Genomic DNA, 20,439 nt, shown 5'->3' with positions numbered 1-20,439 from the left:
GGGCTACGCCGCCGGCTCGGGCATGTCCTTCATGGTCCGCAGGGGTGAGAAGAGCAGGAACAGGCAGGCGCTCCACGTGCCGAGCACGCAGATCCAGAGCGCCGGCCGCAGGCCCAGCGTCGTACCGAGGGTGCCGCCGACCAGCGCGCCGAGCGGGATCACCCCGAAGCAGATCCAGAGGAACGCGGCGTTGACCCGACCCAGAATCGCCGGCGGGGTGATCCGCTGCCGGTACGTCATCGCCGCCACGTTGAACAGCACCGCGTTGGCGGAGAAGGCGGCCAGGCCGACGCCGTAGAGCAGCACCCCCCAGCCGGGTCGGGCCAGCGGCATCAGCAGGTAGAACGGGCCGGGCACGGTCATCGCCACCCAGATCACCCGGGCCGAGCCGATCCAGGCCGACAGCCGGGCGGCCAGCGCGCCGACCACCAGGCCGCCGACGGCGCTGACCGAGAAGACCAGACCGACCTGCACGGACGAGGCGTGCAGCCCGCGCAGCATGAAGGTGACCTCGATCGAACCGGCCGCCATGACGAAGAAGTTGGAGGTCGTCGTGCAGGCCAGGATGCTGACCAGGATCGGCTGACGGCGGATGAAGCGCAGCCCGTCGGTCATCTCCACCCGCAGCGGCACCCGCTCCCGGGGCGCGGGCTCGGCCCGTGGCGCCTCCCGGATCAGCAGCAGCGTCACCGCGCTGAGCAGGAACGCCAGCCCGTTGACCAGGAACGTACGGGCGGCGCCGACCAGCCCGATGAGCAGGCCGCTGACCGTCGGGCCGACCAGCTCGGCGGCGTCCTGGCTCATGGTGAGCTTGGCGTTGCCGTCGACCAGCTGTCCCGGGGGGATGAGCCGCGGCAGCATGCTCTTGTACGCCACGGTGAACAGCACGGTGAGCACGCCGGAGAGCCCGACCACCGCGTACAGGAAGCCGAGGGTGAGCTGCCCCGCCAGCGCGGCCACCGGCAGCGACAGCATGAGCGCCGCCCGGCCCAGGTCACACGCGATCATCAGGCGGCGCTGGTCCACCCGGTCGGCGATGATGCCGGCCGGAAGCGACACCAGCAGGTACGGCAGCCAGGCCAGGAAGGTGAGCAGCGAGACCTGGAACACGCTGGCGCGCAGCGTGTCCGCGGCGAGCAGGGGGACCGCGACGCCGGCGACCCGGGTGCCCAGCTCGCTCACCGTCTGGCCGCTCCACAGCAGCAGAAAGCTCCGGCTCCGTAGCAGCGACGGCGGTGCGACGGCGGTGCCTGCCGGGGGAGCGGCGACGTGCTGGCTCACGTGCGTGCCTGTCTGTGCGGGCCGGACCTGGTGGCGGCCGGCGACGGGGAATCGCCGGGCGGGGCGGTCGCCGAGCCGGCCCGGGGACCCTACCGGCGGCGTCGGCGGCCGGGCGCGGCATTTATCCCGGCGGGTCCCCGGCCGGCCTCGACGGTGACACGCTCACCACCGCACCGGCCCGGTTCCACACAGCCGTGACGGGGGTTCCTAGACTGCGCCGGTGACCGGGGAGCGACGACCACTGGCGGGCCGGCCGCTCACCGAGCCGCACCCGTCGCGGCTGCCGTACGACCATCCGGACCGGGAGCGGGTCCTCGCCGCGCACACCGCCGCCCTGGCCGCGGGGGAGGCCGGCTACCTCGACCCGGCGACCGGTCTGTTCGTCCTCAGTGCCGGTTTCCTCGCCCGGCGCGGCACCTGCTGCGGTCGCGGCTGCCGGCACTGCCCGTACGTCGATGATCCGCCCGGTGGCGCCGACCTGACGGCGGGGCGAAGCGACGGCTGAGGGGCTTTCGCCGGGGGCGGCCCTACCCGTACGGTGTCCGACGGATCTCCGGCGGGCGGCGCCCCGCCGTCGACAAGCGGAGGGTGGGCGCGTGCGCGGGCAGATCGTGGTCGCCGGGCTGGCCGTGATGGCGGTGTCCGGATGCGCGGCGGAGCGGGAACCGGTGGCCGTGCCACCGCCGGCGCCGATCGCGGCCGATGTGGCCGCCGCCTCCTCGGGCGGCGCCTGCCGGCTGTTGGACTTCGCGGTGATCGAGGAGCACCTGAAGGTCCGGTTCGACGTGGCGGCGGCGAGCCAGCGGGGGGACACGCACACCTGCGTGGTGCGGGCCGGGGACGCGGTCCTGCCGGAGTTGACCCTGGCCGTCACGAAGGCGTCGGTGGACAAGACGACGTTCGCCGCCGACGTGGTGCCCGACTCGGCGAGCAAGGTGTCCGGTCTGGGGCAGCAGGCGTATCGGCGGACCACCGCCGCCGCTGCCGGGCACGGCCCGGTCGCCGAGGTGGGGTGGCTCTCCGCGGAGGGCCGGCTGGTCACTTTGGAGTGGACCAGCCCGCGCGGCACCGCGAAGGCGGCCGTGGACAAGGTGGCCGGGGAGTTGGCGGCGCTCGGCAAGAAGGTCAACACCCGCGCGCTCTGAGCCCGAGAACCGGGTCGGCGGGTACGCGAAACGGCCGGCGTCATCGTGGCGCCGGCCGTCCTGTCGTTGTGGCGCCCTCGTCGGGGTGCCCGCCGGGTCAGCCGGCGGCGACGAAGACCCGGGAGGCGACCTCGCGGGGCAGCCGCACCCGGTCACCGGACCGGTCGATCGACACGCCGTCGCGCTCCTGGGCGACGGTCACCGTCGCGCCCGGGTCGACGCCCGCGGCGTGCAGTTGGCGCAGCACGTCGGCGTTGGTCTGCACGCTCTCGCAGATCCGGCGGACCACGACCGGGCCGGAGAGGCCGGGGAACGCCAGGTTGCGCTCACCCTCGACGACGACCGCGGCGCTCTCCGTCGCCGGCGAGCCCAGCTCCTCGAGACCCGGGATCGGGTTGCCGTACGGCGAACGGGTCGGCCGGTTGAGCAGGTCGTAGACCCGCTTCTCGACGGCGTCGCTCATCACGTGCTCCCACCGGCAGGCCTCGTCGTGGGCCTCCTCGTAGGGCATGCCGATCACGTTCACCAGCAGCAGCTCGGCGAGCCGGTGCTTACGCATCACGGAGACGGCGGCGGCCCGGCCGTCGGCGGTCAGCGTGAGGTGCCGGTCACCCTCGACCGTGAGCAGCCCGTCGCGCTCCATCCGCGCGACCGTCTGGCTCACCGTCGGGCCGCTCTGCTTCAGCCGCTCGGCGATCCGGGCACGCAGCGGCGGCACCCCCTCCTCCTCGAGCTCGAGGATGGTGCGCAGGTACATCTCCGTCGTGTCGACAAGATCATGTTTCACGTCAGCGGCCCTCCGGTGATCGATGCTACCGCGCTCCAGGCGTAACGACCGAAGCCGAACCGCGGTGCTGTTCACCGAATGGTGTTGACTGGACGGCATGTCCGGTCCCGAGGAGCTGCTCGTCGAGCCCCACCGGCTCGCCGCCGAGCTCGACACCGCCACCCCGCCCACGCTGCTCGACGTCCGCTGGCGCCTGGTCGGGCCGCCCGGCCGGGACGACTATGCCGTGGGTCACCTGCCCGGCGCGGTCTTCGTCGACCTGGACACCGCCCTCTGCGGGGCGCCCGGCGCCGCCGGCCGGCACCCGCTGCCCGAGCCGGCCGCGCTGGAGGCCGCGCTGCGCGCCGCCGGCGTCCGCGCCGGTCACCCCGTCGTCGTGTACGACGGTGGCGACGGCATGGCCGCCGCCCGCGCCTGGTGGACGCTGCGTTGGGCCGGGCACCGGGCGGTCCGCCTGCTGCACGGCGGCTACCCGGCCTGGGCGGCGGCGGGCCTGCCGGTGACCACCGACGTGCCCGAGCCGGAGCCGGGCGACGTGACGGTCCGGCCGGGCGCGCTGCCGGTGCTGGACGCCGGGGAGGCGGCCCGCCTGGCGGCGGCGGAGACCGGGGTGCTCCTGGACGTCCGCGCGGCACCCCGCTACCGGGGCGAGACCGAGCCCGTCGACCCGGTGGCCGGGCACGTCCCCGGCGCGGTCAACCTGCCCGCCCCCGAGTACGTGACCGACGGCCGCTTCCCCGCCGCGGCGGCGCTGCGCGAGCGGTTCACCGCCGCCGGGGTGGCCGAGGACGCGCCGGTCGGCGCGTACTGCGGGTCCGGCGTGACGGCCGCGCAGGCGGTGCTGGCCCTGCACCTCGCGGGCCGACCGGACGCGGCGCTCTACGTCGGGTCGTGGAGCAACTGGGTCGCCGACCCCGCTCGACCGGTGGCCACCGGGGCGACACCCGGGGCCTGACCAGCGCCTGCGCTGCCGCGTCCCGGTCCACGTGCGACGATGGGCGCATGTCCGACGAGACGGTCGTGGTGTGGGACGAGTCGCTGCTCGCCTATGACATGGGTGACCATCCGCTCGATCCGGTCCGGGTGGAGCTGACCTTCGCGCTCGCCCGCGAGCTCGGTGTCCTGGACCGGCCCGGCGTGCGCCTGGTCAAACCGGAGCCGGCCGACGACGCGCTGCTCACTCGGGTGCACGACCCGCGCTACCTCGACGCCGTCCGCGCCGCGCCCGGTGATCCGCTCTTCGCCGGCTTCGGGCTGGGCACCTCGGACAACCCGGTGTTCCCCGGCATGCACGAGGCCAGCGCGCTGATCGTCGGCGCGACCGTGGCCGCCGCCGAGGCGGTCTGGCGGGGCGACGCCCGACGGGCGGTCAACGTGGCCGGCGGGCTGCACCACGCCATGCCGGCCCGCGCCGCCGGGTTCTGCGTCTACAACGACCCCGCCGTGGCCATCGCCCGCCTGCTCGACCTCGGCGCCGAGCGGATCGCGTACGTGGACGTCGACGTCCACCACGGCGACGGCGTGCAGCAGGTGTTCTGGAACGACCCGCGGGTGCTGACGGTCAGCGTGCACGAGACGCCGCTCGCCCTGTTCCCGGGCACCGGCTTCCCCGACGAGACCGGTGGGCCCGGCGCCGAGGGCAGCGCCGTCAATGTGGCACTGCCGCCGGGCACCGACGACGCCGGCTGGCAGCGCGCGTTCCACGCGATCGTGCCGTCCGTGCTGCGCGCGTTCCGGCCGCAGGTGCTGGTCACCCAGTGCGGCGCGGACGCGCACCGGCTCGACCCGCTCGCCGACCTGCACCTCTCGGTCGACGGTCAGCGCGCCACCTACCTGGCGCTGCGGGCGCTCGCCGACGAGCTCTGCGAGGGCCGCTGGGTCGCCACCGGCGGCGGTGGCTACGCGCTGGTCGAGGCGGTGCCCCGGGCGTGGACGCACCTGCTGGCCGTCGCCACCGGTGAGCCGATCGACCCGGCGACGCTGACGCCGCCCGCCTGGCGGGAGTTGGCCGCCGTGCGCCGCCCGGGCCGGGACGTGCCGCTGCGGATGACCGACGACGTCGACCCGTCGTACGAGCCGTGGCAGCCGACCGGGGAGCCGAGCGCCGTGGAGCGGGCCATCGCGGCCACCCGCAAGACGGTGTTCCCCCTGCTCGGGCTCGACCCGCACGACCCGCGCGACTGAACCGGCCGGGGAGGGCCGGCCGGTGACGACCGTGGACCAACCGGTGGACGTGCTGCTCAGCGACGGCACGACCGTCCAGCTGCGACAGATCCGTCCGGCGGACGCCCCGGGGATCGTGGCGATGCACTCACGCTTCTCCGAGCGCACCCGATACCTGCGCTACTTCTCGCCGTACCCCCGGATCCCCGACCGGGACCTCCAGCGCTTCGTGACCGTCGACCACCGGGACCGGGAGGCGTTCGTGGTGCTGGCCGGCGGCGGGATCGTCGCCGTCGGCCGGTACGAGCGGCTCGGCCCGGAGGCCCCCGAGGCCGAGGTCGCGTTCGTGGTGGAGGACGCCTACCAGGGGCGGGGCATCGGTTCGGTGCTGCTGGAGCACCTGGCCGACGCGGCCCGCCGGGTCGGCATCGTCCACTTCGTGGCGGAGGTGCTCCCGGCCAACGGGGCGATGCTGCGGGTCTTCTCCGACTTCGGCTACCAGGTGCAGCGCCAGTTCGCCGACGGCGTGGTGCACCTGACCTTCCCGATCGCGCCCACCGAGGCGACCCTCGAGGTGCAGCGCGGCCGGGAACACCGCACCGAGGCCCGGTCGATCGCCCGGCTGCTCGCGCCGCGCGGCGTCGCGGTCTACGGCGCGAGCGCCACCGGTCAGGGGGTGGGCGCGGCGGTGCTCGGGCACCTGCGGGGCGGCGGCTTCGCCGGTGCGGTCGTGCCGGTGCACCCCGGCGCGGCGACCGTCGCCGGGCTGCCCGCGTATCCGTCGGCGGCCGACGCCGGTGTGCCCGTCGACCTGGCGGTGGTGGCGGTGCCGCCGGGCGCGGCGCCGGCGGTGGTCGCCGACGCGGCCGCCGCCGGCGTGCACGGCCTCGTGGTGATCTCGGCCGGCTTCGCCGAGTCCGGCGCGGAGGGTGCCGCCGCGCAGCGGGCCCTGGTCCGGGCCGCGCACGCCGCGGGCATGCGGGTGGTCGGCCCGAACTGCCTGGGCGTGGCGAACACCGACCCGGCGGTACGCCTCAACGCGACCCTCGCCCCGGCGCTGCCCCCGACCGGGCGGGTCGGCATCTTCAGCCAGTCCGGGGCGTTCGGGGTGGCGCTGCTGGCCGAGGCGGACCGGCGTGGTCTCGGCCTGTCCAGCTTCGTGTCGGCCGGTAACCGGGCCGACGTGTCCGGCAACGACCTGCTCCAGTACTGGCAGGACGACCCCGGCACCGACGTGATCATGTTGTACCTGGAGACGTTCGGCAACCCGCGCAAGTTCGCCCGGCTCGTGCGGCGGATCGGGCGGGCCAAGCCGGTGGTGGCGCTCGCCTCACCGGCCCGGCCCGCCGGCGTCGGGCCCTCGGCCGGCCCGGACGAGATGGCGGTGGCCGCGCTCTTCGCCCAGTCCGGGGTGATCCGCGTCGACACGGTCGCCGAGCTGCTGGACGTCGGGGTGCTGCTGGCCAATCAGCCGCTGCCGGCCGGTCCGCGGGTCGCCGTGGTGGGCAACTCGTCCGCGCTGACCGGGCTAGCCGCCACCGCCTGCGCGGCGCAGGGCCTCACGCTCGCCGACGGCTACCCGCGCGACCTCGGCCCGAACGCCGGCGCGACGGAGTTCGCCGCCGTGCTGGCCGGCGCGGCCGCCGACGAGCGGGTGGACGCGCTCGCGGTGCTGGTCGCCCCGCCGCTGCCCGGGCAGCCGGCCGACGCCGACCTCACCGTCGCGCTGCCGGCCGCGCTCGGCGGCGGCAAGCCGGCCGTGACGACGGTCCTGGCCGGGCGGGCGCCGGCCGGGATGCCGACGTACGGGGGTGTGGAGGAGGCGATCCGGGCCCTGGGCCGGGTGCACCGGTACGCCGACTGGCTGCGCCGTCCGCCCGGCACGTTGCCGGAGCTGTCCGGGATCGACCGTGCCGCCGGCCAGGCCGCGCTGCGCCGGGACGGGGGAGCGGAGGTCGCCGCCCTGCTCGCCGCGTACGGGATCGACCTGGTGGCGTCGGTGCCGGCGCACTCGGCGGACGAGGCGGCCGACGCGGTGGCGGGGCTCGGTTTCCCGGTGGCCCTGAAGGCGGCGGCACCGGGGCTGCGGCACCGGCTCGACCTGGGTGCGGTCCGGCTCGACCTGCCCGACACGGCGACGGTCCGGCGCGCGTACGCCGAGATGTCGGCCGTCTTCGGCGCCGACGTGCTGGTCCAGCCGATGGTTCCGCCCGGCGTGGCCTGTGTGGTCGAGCTGGTCGAGGATCCGGCGTTCGGCCCGGTGGTCGGTTTCGGCCTGGGCGGGGTGGCCACCGAGCTGCTCGGCGACCGGGCGTGGCGGGCGGTGCCGCTGACCGACCGGGACGCCGCCGAGCTGGTGGACGAGCCGCGGGCCGCGCCCCTGCTGCGCGGTCACCGGGGCGCGGCGCCGGTCGACCGTGCCGCCCTGACCGACCTGCTGCTGCGGGTCGGCCGGCTCGCCGACGAGCAGCCCCGGGTGCGCGCGCTGACCCTGAACCCGGTGCTCGTACGCCCCGCCGGCCTGTCGGTGCTGCACGCCGCCGTCCGTGTCGGCTCCGCCCTGGACCGCCCGGACACCGGCCCTCGCCGCCTCTGAGTCCCGGAACAGGCGTGGGGCCCCGGCGAACCGCCGAGGCCCCACATGCGTGTCCCGCGTCAGCAGGCGTACGCCTCCAGGCGCTGCGCCCGCTCGGGAGCGCGGAGCTTCAGCAGCGTCACCTTCTCGATCTGCCGGATCCGCTCCCGGGAGAGGCCGAACTCGCGGCCGACCTCGTCCAGGGTGCGCTGCCGGCCGTCGTCCAGCCCGAACCGGAGCCGGATCACCGCCTGCTCGCGCTGGGAGAGGGTGGCCAGCACGATCCGGACCTCGTTGCGCAGCTCACCCTGCGCCGCGGCGTCGCCCGGCTCGTCGCGCGGGTCCACCGCGGCGACGAAGTCGCCGAGCGCGCTCTCGCCGTCCTCGCCGACCGCCTGGTCGAGGCTGACCGGCTCGCGGTCGTACGAGATCAGCTCGATCACCTGGAACTCGGGGATGTCGAGCGCCCGGGCGACCTCGGCGACGGTGGGCTCGCGGCCCAGCGACACCGACAGTTCGCGGCGGGCCCGGACCATCCGGTTGACCTGCTCGACCATGTGCACCGGGATGCGGATGGTGCGGGCCTGGTCGGCCATGGCCCGGGTGATGGCCTGGCGGATCCACCAGGTGGCGTAGGTGGAGAACTTGTAGCCCTTGGCGTAGTCGAACTTCTCGACCGCGCGGATGAGGCCGAGGTTGCCCTCCTGGATCAGGTCGAGGAACGCCATCCCGCGTCCGGTGTAGCGCTTCGCGATGCTCACCACCAACCGCAGGTTCGCCTCGAGCAGGTGATCCTTGGCGGCCCGCCCCTCGGCGACGATCAGCTCCAGGTCCGCCTTCAGCTCGGGGGAGACGGGGGTGCAGGTCGCCAGCTTCTCCTCGGCGAACAGCCCGGCCTCGATCCGCCGGGCCAGGTCGACCTCCTGGGCCGCGGTCAGCAGCTTCGTGCGGCCGATCCCGTTCAGGTACGCCCGGACCAGGTCCGTGGAGATGCCGCGCTCGTCGGTGGCGTCCAGGTCGGTCAGGGCCTCGTCGGCCGGGTCGTGCTGGGTGCCCGCTGCCGGGCGCGTCCGGTGCTCCGTCATCTGCAGCGCCATCGTCGTCTCTCCCCGTGTGCGTCGTGCGGTTCCCGGCCCAGTGCCGCCGGTGACACACAGCTTGGCGGGCGGGGCGTAAAACGGGAGTGAGGCGATCGGGGAACCGACAGCAATCCCGTCCGGTCGGCGGTGCCGTTCCCGGGCGGGCGCCGTCTCCCGGTCGGCGTCCGGCGGGCTGGTGTGTCGACCCGGTGGCCTTGCGACGTCCGGTTACGGTGCCAGCGACCGGCCGACGGGATCGGCCCGGACCAGGCTACGGAGGGTGTTGTGGTCTTCAAGCGGCTCATGCAGGCGATGGGCGTGGGTGGCCCGTCGGTGGAAACCGTGCTGGCCAACCCGAACTGCCGCCCGGGCGGGGTTCTGGAGGGGCGGATCCAGGTGGCGGGCGGCGACCACCAGGTCGACGTGGAGTACGTGGCGCTCGGCCTGGTCACCCGGGTCGAGGTGGAGAGCGGCGACAACGAGTACAACACCAACCAGGAGTTCCACCGGCAGGCCGTCACCGGCGCGTTCCGGCTGGAGCCGGGGCAGCGCCACGACATCCCGTTCCGCTTCGACGTGCCGTGGGAGACCCCGGTCACCGAGCTGTACGGGCAGCACCTGCACGGCATGACCATGGGTCTGCGTACGGAGCTGGAGGTGGCCCGCGCGGTCGACAAGAGCGACCTGGACGCGGTGTCGGTGCATCCGCTGCCCGCGCAGGAGCGGCTGCTGGAGGCCCTGCTGCGGCTGGGTTTCCGGTTCAGCAGGGCCGACGTCGAGCGGGGCCACATCTACGGCGTCCACCAGACGCTGCCGTTCTACCAGGAGATCGAGTTCTACCCGGCGCCGCAGTACGCCCGCGCGATCAACCAGCTGGAGGTCACCTTCGTCGCCGACGCGCGGCAGATGCAGGTGGTGCTGGAGCTGGACAAGCGGGGTGGCCTGCTCAGCGAGGGCCGGGACGCGTTCGGCCGGTTCACCGTCGACTACGCCACGCTGGACCGCACCGACTGGGCGGCGCAGCTCGACGGCTGGCTGCGCCAGTCCGTCCAACGCCGAGGCCTGTTCTTCTGACCCGCTGTGCCGACCCGGTGATCAAGAGGTTCGCGTCACATCGGCGCTGAATCCTGACGCAGACCTCTTGATCAACACGGTCGAGAGGGGGCGGGGCGTTACAGGTCCAGGAGGATGGTGCGGGGGCCCACGTTCAGGCTCTCCACCAGCATGTGGGTGCGGAAGCGGCCCGTCTCCACCTTGGCTCCCCGGGTGCGCAGCGCCTCCACAACCTCGGTGACCAGGGGCTCGGCGACCTCGGCCGGGGCGGCCGCCGTCCAGCTCGGCCGGCGGCCCTTGCGGGCGTCGCCGTAGAGCGTGAACTGGCTCACCACCAGCACCGGCGCGCCGGTGTCGGCCGCGGAGCGTTCGTCGTCCAGGATGCGCAGCTCGTGAACCTTGCGGGCCATCGTCCGGGCGGTCTCCACCGTGTCCGTGTGGGTCACCCCGAGCAGCACCAGAAGCCCGTCGTCGATCGCGCCGACCACCTCGCCGTCGACGGTCACGCTGGCCCGGCCGACCGTCTGCACCACCGCCCGCATCAGTCGGCCACCGGCTCGATGAAGCCCCGCTCCACCAGGTGCGCGACGATCGGGCCGGCGGCCTCGGCCAGCTCGTCGACGGCCACGTCGTGGGCCGCCGCGAGCAGGGCGAGCTGGTCGCCCAGCGGCAGCCGGCCGTCGGCTCCGCCGACCAGTGCCAGCACCAGCGGGTCGATCTCCTCGGTCCAGCGCAGCCCGCGCGGCGCGGCCAGCACCTGCCGGTCCACCGCCCAGCCGTCCTCGCCCATGGTCGCCTCCTGGCGCAGTTGCAGCCCGTCGGCGGCCCGGTAGCGCTCGGCGAGCAGCCCGGCGGTGTCGCGTACGCGAAGGAAGTCCTGCCGGTCGAACCAGGCGCCGACCTGGTCGCCCAGCGGCGGCTCCACCCGCTGCCGCAGGTCCTCCACCCGGACCACCGGGTCGGCGTGGCCGCCACGGCGCAGCGACACGATGCCGAAGCCGATCGCCTCCACCTTGTGCGCGTCGAACCAGTCCAGCCAGGCGGCCATCCGCTGCGGGTCGGCGCTCTCGCCGACGTCGGTGAGCCAGAGGTTCACGTACGCCATCGGGTCGGCCACCTCGCGCTGGATCACCCAGGCGTCCAGGCCGGTGCCGGCGAACCAGCCCGTCACCCGCTCGTCCCACTCCTCGCCCGCGACGTGCACCCAGTTGGCGAGGTACTGCATGGTGCCGCCCTCGGTGAGCAGGTCGGGCGCGGCGGCGGCCAGCTCGGAGCCGATCGCGTCGCCCACCCGGCCGGAGTCCCGGTAGACGTGTGTGGTGGTGCCCGGGCCGACCACGAACGGCGGGTTGCTCACCACGAGGTCGAACCGGCGTCCGGCCACGGGTGCGACCATGTCGCCGCGGAGCAGCTCCCAGCTCTGCCCGTTGAGGGCGGCGGTCGTGGCGGCGAAGCGCAGCGCCCGCGCGGAGACGTCGGTGGCGGTGACCGACCGGGCGTGGGTGGCCAGGTGCAGGGCCTGCACACCGGAGCCGGTGCCCAGGTCGAGCGCCGTGTCGACGGGTCGCCGGACGGTGGCCCCGATGAGGGTCTGGGTGGCGCCGCCGATGCCGAGCACGTGCTCCGCGTGCAGCGGCCGGCCCGGTCGCGCGCTGGCCGGCACGTCGGCAAGCACCCACCAGTCGTCGCCGTACGGCTCCAGGTCCACGCCGGCGCGCAGCCCGTCGCCGTGCCGCTCGACCAGCCCGCCGGCGAGCGCCTCGGCGAGGTCGAGCGGGGCCAGCGCGGCGGCCACCGTCTCCTCCGCCTCGGTCTGGTCGCAGATGAACACCCGGATCAGGGTGCCCAGCGGGTCGCGCTCCTCGGTGGCGCGCAGCGCGGCCCGGTAGTCGTTGCGGGCGACCCCGCCGGTCGCCTGCGGACCGAGCCGGTCGGCGATGCCGTTGGAGGTGAACCGGGCCCGGGTCAGCGCCGTCCGCAGCGCCTCGACTCCGGCGGGGGAGAGCAGCATGTCGTGTTCAGCCACGTCGCCATCCTGCCTGCTGCCTCCCGGGCGGGCGGGCCCACCCGGAACATCCATACCGGCAACAGGATCTATTGAAAGACATCTCTTTCATGAGCATCGATGCGGCGGCTACCATTCGGGCCACCATACGTCGAGGGTGCGACCCGTGCGGCCGGACGGCCGGGCCGGCGCGCCCGTAGGGAGGCACACGATGCCAGCACGGTCCGTTCCGCGGCGGCGCCTGCTCGGGGCGCTCGCCGTCGCCGCCGGCGTGGCCGCCGTCGCCGCGGCCACCACCCCCGCCACGGCGGCGCCCACCGGAGAGGTCCGGGGTGCCGGCGCGCCGAACGCGATCAGCGGGAGCTACCTCGTCGTCCTGCGCGGCGACACGGTGGGGGCCGCGGGCACCTCGGCGGCCCGTACCGCCGTGCCGCAGCGGGCCAGCGCCCTCGCCAAGCGGTACGGCGGCAGCGTCGCCGACGTGTACAGCGCCGCGCTGACCGGGTTCAGTGCCCGGATGACGCCCGCCCAGGCCAGTCGCCTCGCCGCCGACCCGGCCGTGGCGTACGTGGAGCAGGACCAGGTGATCACCGTCTCGGCCACGCAGACCAACCCGCCGTGGGGTCTGGACCGCATCGACCAGCGGGCGCTGCCGCTGAGCGCCAGCTTCACCTACCCGAACACCGCCTCCAACGTGCGGGCGTACATCATCGACACCGGCATCCGCACCACGCACACCCAGTTCGGCGGCCGGGCCACCTGGGGCACGAACACGGTGGACAGCAACAACACCGACTGCAACGGCCACGGCACGCACGTCGCCGGGACGGTCGGCGGCTCGACGTACGGGGTGGCCAAGGCGGTGCGGCTGGTCGCCGTCAAGGTGCTCAACTGCTCCGGCAGCGGCAGCACCACCAGCGTCGTCAACGGCGTGAACTGGGTCACCGCCAACGCGGTGAAGCCGGCGGTGGCCAACATGAGCCTCGGCGGCGGCGCCAGCACCGCCATCGACAACGCGGTGGCCAACTCGATCAGCTCGGGCGTCACGTACGCCGTGGCGGCCGGCAACTCCAGCGCCAACGCCTGCAACTACTCCCCGGCGCGGACCGCCTCGGCGATCACCGTCGGCTCCACCACCAGCACCGACGCCCGGTCGTCGTTCTCCAACTACGGCTCCTGCGTCGACCTCTTCGCGCCCGGGTCGAGCATCCTCTCGGCATACCGGACCAGCGACACCGCGACCAGCACGCTGAGCGGCACCTCGATGGCCTCGCCGCACGTCGCCGGCGCCGCGGCCCTCGTGCTGTCGGCCAACCCGAGCCTCACCCCGGCGCAGGTCGCCAGCTCCCTGACCAGCAACGCGACCACCGGCCGGGTGACCAACCCGGGTTCCGGATCGCCCAACCGGCTGCTGTTCGTGGTCAACTGACCGGGGCCGGCCCGGCGGTACGGCCTGCCGTGCCGCCGGGCCCAGCCCGGTCTGGCAGCATGACGGCATGGCGCTGACTCTTCCGATCGACCCGGCGGCCAACGAGCTCCTCAACCGGGACGCGCTGGCCCGTCTCCTCGGGATGGTCCTCGACCAGCAGGTGCCCATGGAGAAGGCGTTCTCCTCCCCGTACGTGCTGACGCAGCGGCTCGGCCACGACCTCGACGCCCGGGAGTTGGCGGAGTACGACCCGGAGAAGCTGGTCGCCCTCTTCGCCCAGCCGCCCGCGCTGCACCGGTTCCCGAAGGCGATGGCGGCCCGGGTGCAGGAGGTGTGCCGGGTGCTCGTCGACCGCTACGACGGCGACGCGGCCGGGCTGTGGGCCGGCGTGACCGACGGCACCGAGCTGCGGCGCCGCATCGCCGAGCTGCCCGGCTTCGGCGCGCAGAAGGCGCAGATCTTCCTCGCCCTGCTCGGCAAGCGCTTCGACGTGCGGCCGGAGGGCTGGCGTGAGGCTGCCGGCGGCTACGGCGACGCCGAGGCGTACCGGTCGGTGGCGGACGTGACCGACGCGGAGTCGCTGCGCCGCGTGCGGGAGTACAAGCAGCAGATGAAGGCGGCGGCGAAGACGAAGACGGCGAGCTGACCGCGGGGCCGCCCGCCGCGCCACGTACGGCGGCGCGTGGCGCCCTCGCGCCCGTGCCGGCCGCCGCGAGAGGTCAGGCGGCGGTCGGGTGGGCTAGTGAGGCGAGCGCCCGCCGCACGTCGGCCAGCGACACCGTCGCCGAGTCGTCCAGGTCGGCCAGGCCCGCTTCGATCCACTGCCGCATGAGGGTGGTCACACCGATGCCGCGGGCGTCGGCCGCCGCCCGGACCCGCTCGTACGTCTCCAGCGGCAGCCGGACCGAGCGGCTCACCATCGGCACGTCGGTGTCGGGGGTGGGCAGCTCCACCGGCTGGCTCTCGTCGATCAGCTCCGCGAGCCGGTCGTCGCCGCTGTGGAACTGCTTGGTCGCGTCGTTACGGTGCATCGTCCCGCCTCCTCATCGGCGAAATCTCCGCACGGCCTCGTCGTAGCGCTTGGACTCGGCGTCACTCAGCTCGCGGGCGGAGAGGATGTCCCAGTCGTTGTCGGTGCCGTCCGCCTCGGCGAGCAGCACGGCCAACCGGCGGCCCCGCCGGGCGGCGGCGTAGACCACCATCACGTCGTCGCCCAGGTGACGGATGATCCGCCGGGCGCTGTGCAGCGCCTCCCAGACTTCCCCCGGTGTGACGTCGTAGACCTTCAGGTTGGCCAAGGCTTCGTCGGTGAAGCTGAACCTGCTGCCCACGGCGGCAGCGTACCACGTCCGTAACACGGCCGCCCCTGGGTCGAATCTCGCTGATCACGGTGGGGAAGTGACAGGATGGGGCGTAATCCCTCGAGGAGGTCCGTGGTGAAGCGTCAGGCGTACGAGCCGATTCTGATCACCGACGCCCCACGCAGCCAGGATGACCAGCTCACCACTCGACAGCGACGCTACGTGCTCATGATGGGCATCCGGGTCGCGTGCCTGGTCGTGGGCGCGATCCTGGTCGGCGTGCAGGCACCCCTGCTCTGGCTGTGGCTGTCGCTGTGCGGCCTCGGCATGGTGCTCATCCCGTGGCTGGCCGTGCTGCTGGCCAACGATCGGCCGCCGAAGGAGGAGCACCGGCTGGCCAACCGGTTCCACCACCGGCACCGCGACGAGGCCCCGCCGATGAGCCTGACGGCCGAAGAGCGCCCCCACAAAATCATCGACGCCGAACCCTAACCCCCCGCCCCGCGCGCCCCGCGCTCCTCCCTCCCGCGATCTTGCACTTGCCGCCCCGGCGAACCGCCTCACAACGGGCACGCCGGGGGCACAAACTGCAAGATCGCGGGCGGGGAGCGCGGGGAGCGTGGGAGGAGGGGCGGGGGCGGTTAGGGGGTGGGGCGGGCGCCTAGCTGGGCTACGGCCAGGGCGCCCAGGTCGCCGGCCCGGTTGAGGGCCGCGCGCGGTTCGGCGCCGGCCAGCCAGGCGGTCAGCAGGCCGGCCGCGAACGCGTCGCCCGCGCCGGTGACGTCCACCACCGCCACCCGACGGGTCGGCGCCGCGCTCACCGTCGCGGCCCGGTCGGCCCAGACCGCGCCGGCCGCCCCGCGCTTGACGACGACCCGGCGGGCCGTCGCCGACAGCGCCCGCGCCTGCGCGGCCGGGTCCAGCCCGCCGGCCAGCACGCCCGCCTCGTCCGCGTTGACCAGCAGCAGGTCGACGTCGCGTACCCAGGCCAGGAACGCCGCCGAACCCACCCGCCGCAGCGGCCCGGCGGACGCCGCGTCGACGCTGGTGGTGAGCCCGCGCTCGCGGGCGGCGGCCAGCGCGCGCAGCCCGGCCCCGCGCGACCCGGCGTCGAGCAGGGTGTACGCGGACAGGTGCAGGTGCCCCGCGTCGGGAGCCGCCGCGACGGCCCGGTCGACGTGCGCCGCGGTCAGCCGCAGGTTGGCGCCACGTTGGCTGACCATCGTCCGCTCGCCGTCGGTGGCGAGCACGATGACCGTGCCGGTGATGGCGTCCTCGACGACGTCGACCGCGCAGTCGACGCCGCTGCGCTCCAGCTCCGCCAGCCGGTCGCGCCCCGCCGGGTCGTCACCGACCGCCCCGACCAGCGTCACCGGCACCCCCTGGGCGGCGATCCACGCGGCGGTGTTGGCCGCCTGTCCACCACCGCTGAACCGGATCTCGGCGGCGGTGTCCGTGCCGGTCGCGAGCGGGCCGGACAGCACCGCGACCACGTCGGTGATCACGTCGCCGACGACGAGGATGCGGGACGACCGGGTCATGCCCGGGTGTCGGCGCGACCGGCGGCGGCCACCGCGATCCGGGCGGCGAGGTCCGCGTTGCGCAGGATGATCCGTACGTTCACCGCCAGGCTCGCGCCCTCGGTGGCGGAGTGGAAGTGGGCGAGCAGGTACGGCGTGACGGCCTTGCCGGTGATCCCGTCGCGCTCCAGCAGCGCCAGGCCCTCGGTGAGCGTACGGTCGTGCAGCGTCGGGTCGAGCTGTTCGTCGACGGGGAGCGGGTTGGCCACGATCAGTCCGCCCTCGGGCAGGCCGTGCTGGGTCCGCGCCGCGAGCACGTCGGCGACCTGCTCGGGCGAGTCGACCGACCAGTCCAGGTCGAAGCCGCCGTCGGTGAGGTAGAAGCCGGGGAAGCGTCGGGTGCGGTAGCCGACCACCCCCACACCCAGCGTCTCCAGCCGCTCCAGCGTCGCGCCCACGTCGAGGATCGACTTGACCCCGGCGCAGACCACCGCGATCGGCGTCCGGGCGAGCGTGACCAGGTCCGCCGACTCGTCGAACGTGTGCGCCGCCTCCCGGTGCACCCCGCCCAGCCCGCCGGTGGCGAACACGGCGATCCCCGCCGCCGCGGCGACCGCGCTGGTCGCCGCCACCGTGGTGGCGCCGTCCGCGCCGGTCGCGGCGGCAACCGCCACGTCGCGTACGGAGAGCTTCGCCACACCGTCGACGGTGGCGAGGCGGGTCAGCTGCGCGTCGTCGAGGCCCACCACCAGTTCGCCGCCGACCATGCCGATGGTGGCCGGCACCGCGCCGGCGTCCCGGACGGCCGACTCGATCTGCCGGGCCACCCGCAGGTTCTCCGGGCGGGGGAGGCCGTGCGAGACGATCGTGCTCTCCAGGGCGACGACGGGGCGTCCGGCGCGCAGGGCGTCGGCCACCTCCGCGCCGTAACGGATGTGAAAATTGGTCACAGTGATCACCGTACGGCCAGTGAGGCGCCGGGGTGAAGTGGACCGGACTGCGGTGACCTGCCAAACTTGTCGGTTGGAGGTGCACACGTGAGCACACAGGTCCTCGAGCGTCCGGAGCTGAAGGACGCCGACACCGGCCCCGAGATGTTCCACTACGTCCGCAAGGACAAGATCGCCGAGAGCGCCGTCATGGGCACGTTCGTCGTCGCGCTCTGCGGGGAGACCTTCCCGGTCACCAAGGCCGCCAAGCCGGGCTCGCCGGTCTGCCCCAAGTGCAAGGAGATCTACGACTCCTGGGGCGACTGAACGGGGCAGCCGTCCCGGCCGCCCGCGTAACCTTCGGCGGTGACCACCTCCACCGCCCTGCTCACGGCCGATCTCGTCGGCGTCGCGGTCTTCGCCGCGTCCGGTGCCTCCGCGGCGGTGGCGAAACGGCTCGACCTGTTCGGCGTGGTCTTCGTCGGTTTCGTGGCCGCCCTGGGTGGCGGGATCTTCCGCGATCTCGTCATCGACGAGGTGCCGCCGCTGGCCTTCGCCGACTGGCGCTACGCGACGGCCGCCGCGGTCACCGCCGTCGCCGTGTTCTGGCTGCATCCCCAGTTGGCCCGGCTGCGCACCACCGTGCTGGTGCTGGACGCGGCCGGCCTCGGGCTCTTCACGGTCACCGGCACGCTCAAGGCCCTCGACGCCCAGGTTCCGGCGGTGGGGGCCTGCGTCATCGGCATGCTCACCGCGATCGGCGGTGGGCTGGGCCGGGACCTGCTGACCGGTGAGATCCCCGTGGTGCTGCGCCGCGAGATCTACGCGGTCGCCGCGCTCGCCGGCTCGATCGTGGTGGCGGGGCTGCACGGCCTCGGCTACGCCGGACCGGTCCCGCTGGTCACGGCGGCCGTGCTGATCTTCGCACTCCGGCTGGTGGCGCTGCGGCGGCGCTGGGGCGCGCCGGTGGCGCCGCTACGTTCGCCCCGCACCCGGGGACCGGGACCCGACCCGGAGTGGTGACGCACCGGCATCGGCGGTGATCCCGCCCCTGGTGGGCGCGGCGGGGCCGACGGTGACAGCCGGACCGGCGCGGCGGGGGTGACCGACGGCACGGCAGCGGGCGATGTGACCAGCGTGGCGTCGCCTGGGCCGGGCGCCGCCCGCTGGTTATGCTGAGTCGGCCTTCGCGGCATCTTCGGCGCGGAGGCGTTTTCATGGGCGGCGGCACCCGTGGCCCTCGGCCGGGGTCCGCCTTCGTGCGGTCGGAGAGGAGCCTCGCGTGGCAGCCCGGTTGCCGGCGATCGAGACGTTTCCGGCACTCCGCGCCTGGCAGCGCAAGGCGCTCGTGGAGTACCTGCGCCGGCGCACAGAGGACTTCACGGCGGTCGCCACGCCGGGCGCGGGCAAGACGACCTTCGCCCTGCGCATCGCGGCGGAGCTGTTGGCCGACGGCACGGTCGAGGCGGTCACCGTGGTCGCCCCGACCGAGCACCTGAAGAACCAGTGGGCCGAGTCGGCCGCCCGGGTCGGCATCCAGCTGGACGCCGCGTTCCGCAACGCCGACCTGCACTCGTCCGCCGACTTCCACGGCGCCGTCGTCACGTACGCCCAGGTGGGCATGGCGCCGCAGGTGCACCGCCGGCGCACCATGACCCGGCGCACCCTGGTCATCCTCGACGAGATCCACCACGCCGGTGACTCCCGCTCCTGGGGCGACGGGGTGAAGGCGGCCTTCGAGCCCGCCGTACGCCGGCTGATGCTCACCGGCACGCCGTTCCGCTCCGACGACAACCCGATCCCGTTCGTCACCTACGAGCGGGGCGGTGACGGGCTGCTGCGCTCCCGCGCCGACTCGGTCTACGGCTACTCCGACGCGCTCCGCGACGGCGTGGTGCGACCGGTGCTGTTCCTCGCGTACTCCGGAGAGACCCGGTGGCGGACCAACGCCGGGGACGAGTTGGCGGCCCGCCTGGGCGAGCCGATGACGCAGGACCTGATCGCCCAGGCCTGGCGCACCGCGCTCGACCCGGCCGGGGACTGGATGCCCCAGGTGCTGCGGGCCGCCGACGCCCGGCTCACCGTGCTGCGGGAGGCCGGCATGAGCGACGCCGGTGGGCTGGTGATCGCCACCGACCAGCAGACCGCGCGCGCGTACGCGAAGCTGATCGAGCGGTTGACCGGTGAGAAGGCGGCGGTCGTCCTGTCCGACGACGCCGGCGCCTCCGCGCGGATCGCCACGTTCTCGGCGTCCGACCAGCGGTGGCTCGTGGCGGTGCGGATGGTCTCCGAGGGGGTGGACATCCCGCGCCTCGCCGTGGGGGTCTACGCCACCAGCGCCAGCACCCCGCTCTACTTCGCGCAGGCGATCGGCCGGTTCGTGCGGGCCCGTCGTCCGGGGGAGACCGCGTCGGTCTTCCTGCCGAGCGTGCCGCACCTGCTCGGGCTCGCCAGCGAGATGGAGGCCGAGCGCGACCACGTGCTGGGCAAGCCGAAGGACGACGACGGCTTCGACGACGGCCTGCTGGAGCGGGCCCAGCGCGACGACCAGGCCAGCGGGGAGCTGGAGAAGCGGTTCGCGGCGCTCTCCGCCACGGCCGAGCTGGACCAGGTGATCTTCGACGGCGCGTCGTTCGGCACCGCGGCCCAGGCCGGCACCCCCGAGGAGGAGGAGTACCTGGGCCTGCCCGGCCTGCTCACCGCCGACCAGGTTGCGCTGCTGCTCACGAAGCGGCAGGCGGACCAGTTGGCCGCGCAGCGACGCAGGGCGGCCGCGCGGAGCGCTGAGCCGGCCGCTGCGGCCCCGGAGGCCCCGCCGGCACCGATGAGTGCGGCCCAGCGACGGGTGGCCCTCCGGCGTCAGCTCAACGCGCTCGTGGCGGCCCGGCACCACCGCACCGGCCAACCCCACGGCAAGATCCACGCCGAGCTGCGCCGCCTCTGCGGCGGCCCGCCCAGCGCCCAGGCGACGATCGAGCAACTAGAGGAACGCATAGCCACCGTCCAAACCCTCTAACCCCCGACCCCCCACCCCCGCGTTCCGTCTGCGGTGATCAAGAGGTTTGCGTCAGAAATCGCGTCCCGCGTGACGCGAACCTCTTGATCACCGGGCCGAGCGGGTGGGCGGGGGCCGGTGGGACGGGCGGGGTGGGTCCGGGTGTGAAAAAGCCGG

The 20,439-nt window shown here is 74.4% G+C and carries 21 protein-coding genes; 12 read left to right on the top strand and 9 right to left on the bottom strand.

Features of this window, described 5'->3' with window-relative positions:
• Positions 1-3 precede the first annotated feature (3 nt).
• Positions 4-1,281: an MFS transporter gene (locus tag GA0070620_RS13485; RefSeq protein ID WP_091590732.1), complete on the bottom strand. Its 1,278-nt coding sequence runs from the start codon at positions 1,279-1,281 to the stop codon at positions 4-6.
• 220 nt (positions 1,282-1,501) lie between these two features.
• Between GA0070620_RS13485 and GA0070620_RS13480 the strand changes: the two genes are divergently transcribed.
• Positions 1,502-1,786 (top strand): DUF5522 domain-containing protein, encoded by a 285-nt coding sequence (locus tag GA0070620_RS13480; RefSeq protein ID WP_091590729.1) that lies wholly within the window; start codon positions 1,502-1,504, stop codon positions 1,784-1,786.
• 91 nt (positions 1,787-1,877) lie between these two features.
• Positions 1,878-2,426 carry a hypothetical protein gene (locus tag GA0070620_RS13475; protein WP_091590726.1) on the top strand — a complete coding sequence of 183 codons (549 nt, stop codon included), beginning with the start codon at positions 1,878-1,880 and terminating at the stop codon, positions 2,424-2,426.
• Between the two features lie 97 nt (positions 2,427-2,523).
• Here the strand turns inward: GA0070620_RS13475 and GA0070620_RS13470 are convergent, their stop codons facing one another.
• Positions 2,524-3,213, bottom strand: coding sequence for a metal-dependent transcriptional regulator (locus GA0070620_RS13470; RefSeq protein ID WP_091590724.1), 690 nt, complete (start codon positions 3,211-3,213; stop codon positions 2,524-2,526).
• 97 nt (positions 3,214-3,310) lie between these two features.
• Here GA0070620_RS13470 and GA0070620_RS13465 point away from each other — a divergent pair, with 97 nt between their 5' ends.
• Genes GA0070620_RS13465 through GA0070620_RS13455 form a run of 3 tightly spaced genes read left to right on the top strand, consistent with a single transcriptional unit; the run spans position 3,311 to position 7,972 of the window.
• On the top strand, positions 3,311-4,168 hold the full coding sequence (locus tag GA0070620_RS13465) for a sulfurtransferase (protein WP_091590721.1): 858 nt from the start codon (positions 3,311-3,313) through the stop codon (positions 4,166-4,168).
• Positions 4,169-4,215: 47 nt separating this feature from the next.
• Complete coding sequence (locus tag GA0070620_RS13460; protein WP_091590718.1) at positions 4,216-5,397, top strand: acetoin utilization protein AcuC; 1,182 nt, start codon at positions 4,216-4,218, stop codon at positions 5,395-5,397.
• Between the two features lie 22 nt (positions 5,398-5,419).
• On the top strand, positions 5,420-7,972 hold the full coding sequence (locus GA0070620_RS13455; protein ID WP_091590716.1) for a bifunctional acetate--CoA ligase family protein/GNAT family N-acetyltransferase: 2,553 nt from the start codon (positions 5,420-5,422) through the stop codon (positions 7,970-7,972).
• Between the two features lie 59 nt (positions 7,973-8,031).
• Here GA0070620_RS13455 and sigB read toward each other — a convergent pair whose 3' ends face one another.
• On the bottom strand, positions 8,032-9,036 hold the full coding sequence (gene sigB, locus GA0070620_RS13450) for an RNA polymerase sigma factor SigB (protein WP_091598701.1): 1,005 nt from the start codon (positions 9,034-9,036) through the stop codon (positions 8,032-8,034).
• A 279-nt stretch (positions 9,037-9,315) separates the two neighbouring features.
• Here sigB and GA0070620_RS13445 point away from each other — a divergent pair, with 279 nt between their 5' ends.
• A complete protein-coding gene (locus tag GA0070620_RS13445; protein WP_091590713.1) occupies positions 9,316-10,104 on the top strand; it encodes a sporulation protein in 789 nt (262 codons plus the stop codon).
• A 98-nt stretch (positions 10,105-10,202) separates the two neighbouring features.
• Here GA0070620_RS13445 and dtd read toward each other — a convergent pair whose 3' ends face one another.
• Both dtd and GA0070620_RS13435 read right to left on the bottom strand, forming a co-directional pair.
• Complete coding sequence (gene dtd, locus GA0070620_RS13440) at positions 10,203-10,625, bottom strand: D-aminoacyl-tRNA deacylase (protein WP_091590711.1); 423 nt, start codon at positions 10,623-10,625, stop codon at positions 10,203-10,205.
• Entirely contained in the window at positions 10,625-12,109 is a 1,485-nt protein-coding gene (locus tag GA0070620_RS13435) for a DUF7782 domain-containing protein (RefSeq protein ID WP_172836428.1), read from the bottom strand. The genes dtd and GA0070620_RS13435 overlap by 1 nt, the downstream gene beginning before the upstream one ends.
• 190 nt (positions 12,110-12,299) lie before the next feature.
• Here GA0070620_RS13435 and GA0070620_RS13430 point away from each other — a divergent pair, with 190 nt between their 5' ends.
• Both GA0070620_RS13430 and GA0070620_RS13425 read left to right on the top strand, forming a co-directional pair.
• Entirely contained in the window at positions 12,300-13,517 is a 1,218-nt protein-coding gene (locus GA0070620_RS13430) for a S8 family peptidase (protein ID WP_091590706.1), read from the top strand.
• A gap of 67 nt (positions 13,518-13,584) precedes the next feature.
• A complete protein-coding gene (locus tag GA0070620_RS13425; RefSeq protein ID WP_091590704.1) occupies positions 13,585-14,163 on the top strand; it encodes an HhH-GPD-type base excision DNA repair protein in 579 nt (192 codons plus the stop codon).
• A 73-nt stretch (positions 14,164-14,236) separates the two neighbouring features.
• Here the strand turns inward: GA0070620_RS13425 and GA0070620_RS13420 are convergent, their stop codons facing one another.
• Both GA0070620_RS13420 and GA0070620_RS13415 read right to left on the bottom strand, forming a co-directional pair.
• Complete coding sequence (locus GA0070620_RS13420) at positions 14,237-14,548, bottom strand: hypothetical protein (RefSeq protein ID WP_091590702.1); 312 nt, start codon at positions 14,546-14,548, stop codon at positions 14,237-14,239.
• 12 nt (positions 14,549-14,560) lie between these two features.
• Positions 14,561-14,848, bottom strand: a complete 288-nt coding sequence (locus GA0070620_RS13415; RefSeq protein WP_231922366.1) for a hypothetical protein — start codon at positions 14,846-14,848, stop codon at positions 14,561-14,563.
• Between the two features lie 105 nt (positions 14,849-14,953).
• Here GA0070620_RS13415 and GA0070620_RS13410 point away from each other — a divergent pair, with 105 nt between their 5' ends.
• On the top strand, positions 14,954-15,310 hold the full coding sequence (locus tag GA0070620_RS13410; RefSeq protein WP_091598698.1) for a DUF3099 domain-containing protein: 357 nt from the start codon (positions 14,954-14,956) through the stop codon (positions 15,308-15,310).
• 149 nt (positions 15,311-15,459) lie between these two features.
• On the opposite strand, the gene GA0070620_RS13405 is transcribed toward GA0070620_RS13410, so the two are convergent.
• A complete protein-coding gene (locus GA0070620_RS13405; protein WP_091590697.1) occupies positions 15,460-16,359 on the bottom strand; it encodes a carbohydrate kinase family protein in 900 nt (299 codons plus the stop codon).
• Positions 16,356-17,288 carry a pseudouridine-5'-phosphate glycosidase gene (locus GA0070620_RS13400; RefSeq protein ID WP_091590695.1) on the bottom strand — a complete coding sequence of 311 codons (933 nt, stop codon included), beginning with the start codon at positions 17,286-17,288 and terminating at the stop codon, positions 16,356-16,358. The genes GA0070620_RS13405 and GA0070620_RS13400 overlap by 4 nt, the downstream gene beginning before the upstream one ends.
• An 87-nt stretch (positions 17,289-17,375) precedes the next feature.
• On the opposite strand from GA0070620_RS13400, the gene GA0070620_RS13395 reads away from it, so the two are divergent.
• From GA0070620_RS13395 to GA0070620_RS13385, 3 genes are all read left to right on the top strand, one after another.
• Positions 17,376-17,594 (top strand): DUF3039 domain-containing protein, encoded by a 219-nt coding sequence (locus GA0070620_RS13395; protein ID WP_091590693.1) that lies wholly within the window; start codon positions 17,376-17,378, stop codon positions 17,592-17,594.
• A 39-nt stretch (positions 17,595-17,633) separates the two neighbouring features.
• On the top strand, positions 17,634-18,290 hold the full coding sequence (locus GA0070620_RS13390) for a trimeric intracellular cation channel family protein (RefSeq protein ID WP_091590690.1): 657 nt from the start codon (positions 17,634-17,636) through the stop codon (positions 18,288-18,290).
• A gap of 259 nt (positions 18,291-18,549) precedes the next feature.
• Positions 18,550-20,283, top strand: a complete 1,734-nt coding sequence (locus GA0070620_RS13385) for a DEAD/DEAH box helicase (RefSeq protein ID WP_091590687.1) — start codon at positions 18,550-18,552, stop codon at positions 20,281-20,283.
• Positions 20,284-20,439: the final 156 nt, after the last annotated feature.

The organism is Micromonospora krabiensis (assembly GCF_900091425.1).
GTDB lineage: Bacteria > Actinomycetota > Actinomycetes > Mycobacteriales > Micromonosporaceae > Micromonospora > Micromonospora krabiensis.
This window is presented reverse-complemented; position numbering and strand designations above follow the sequence as displayed.